Consider the following 962-nt stretch of genomic DNA (forward strand, 5'->3'; position numbering starts at 1 on the left):
AGATACCCTTGCAATACGTTACGCATGACTGGTCTTACTCGATAGGGGATTTGGATAATTTTCTCAATATAGTCAATACCTGAGGGATTGCCTTTGCGAGATAAAACACCCTGATAAACCTTTTCCAAAGCTCTAGCAATATAGCGCTCATCAATAGCAAGAACGACTAGCAGAAAGCGTTCAACCGCCAACTTGCGCGCCAACGGGTTGGCATTGAGCATGTTAATCGCCGCTTGAAGATCTTCCGCATCTTATCTGGACGCTATCGCAATCGTCGTCACCGCTTTGGTTTGCGTTGCAATCTAATTGCTGGTCTCTACAATTTTGAACGCTCTCAAGGCTCCTCAGTTGGCTAATTTGCAAGAGGTCTAGTAGCTTTCAATTGTGAAAAAGTATTAGCTGATGAATACCTACGGTGCAACCCGCACTAATATCTTGCTCAGCGATGGTAAATTCAACTACGAATACGAGTGCGATTCGTTGTAAGGGAATCACGGTAGCCAGTCCGTAAATAACCTTACCAGCTTGGCTGCAAGACATGAAGCACCCAAAGAGCTGAACTGCCCCAATGATGAAGGTGAAAGCCCTTCCCATCAAACTCAGATGTGAATCCCTATCTGCCCATGATGACCCGACTCGGAATTCGGGAGGTCAAAGCTGGGAGCAGGGCGCAATCAGACATCAGTTGCAGATGACACTGGCGCTAAAGGGGAGTTGCCAAGGTGAAACAGAGCCTAAAAAAGTGACCTACGTAGAGGCAGACGCAACGCCCGAAAGTCTGACCCTGTCAGAGATTAGTATCCCGCTGCACCATTCGTATAGTAGCAGCAAGAGTAAGGGGTTCTGGCAGTCAAAATGGCTACACCTAAAGGAACAAAACCATCATAGGGGCGGAACGAATAAAAACGGATCTGAGGTCTGTGAAAAGTCGAATTCACGGTAGACCGGACGAGAGGAGTAAG

The 962-nt window shown here is 47.2% G+C and carries 1 protein-coding gene and 1 pseudogene; one reads left to right on the forward strand and one right to left on the reverse strand.

What is annotated here, in order from left to right; genetic code table 11:
• The coding region (locus PSE6802_RS30565; protein WP_036947477.1) for a P-loop NTPase fold protein at positions 1–221 on the reverse strand (221 nt) is incomplete at its 3' end.
• On the opposite strand from PSE6802_RS30565, the pseudogene PSE6802_RS32380 reads away from it, so the two are divergent.
• Positions 174–356: pseudogene (locus PSE6802_RS32380) on the forward strand (transposase family protein); the annotation flags it as partial. The gene PSE6802_RS30565 and the pseudogene PSE6802_RS32380 sit on opposite strands and share 48 nt — an antisense overlap.
• Positions 357–962 lie beyond the last annotated feature (606 nt).

This window comes from Pseudanabaena sp. PCC 6802 (assembly GCF_000332175.1).
In the GTDB taxonomy this organism is placed as follows: Bacteria; Cyanobacteriota; Cyanobacteriia; order Pseudanabaenales; family Pseudanabaenaceae; genus PCC-6802.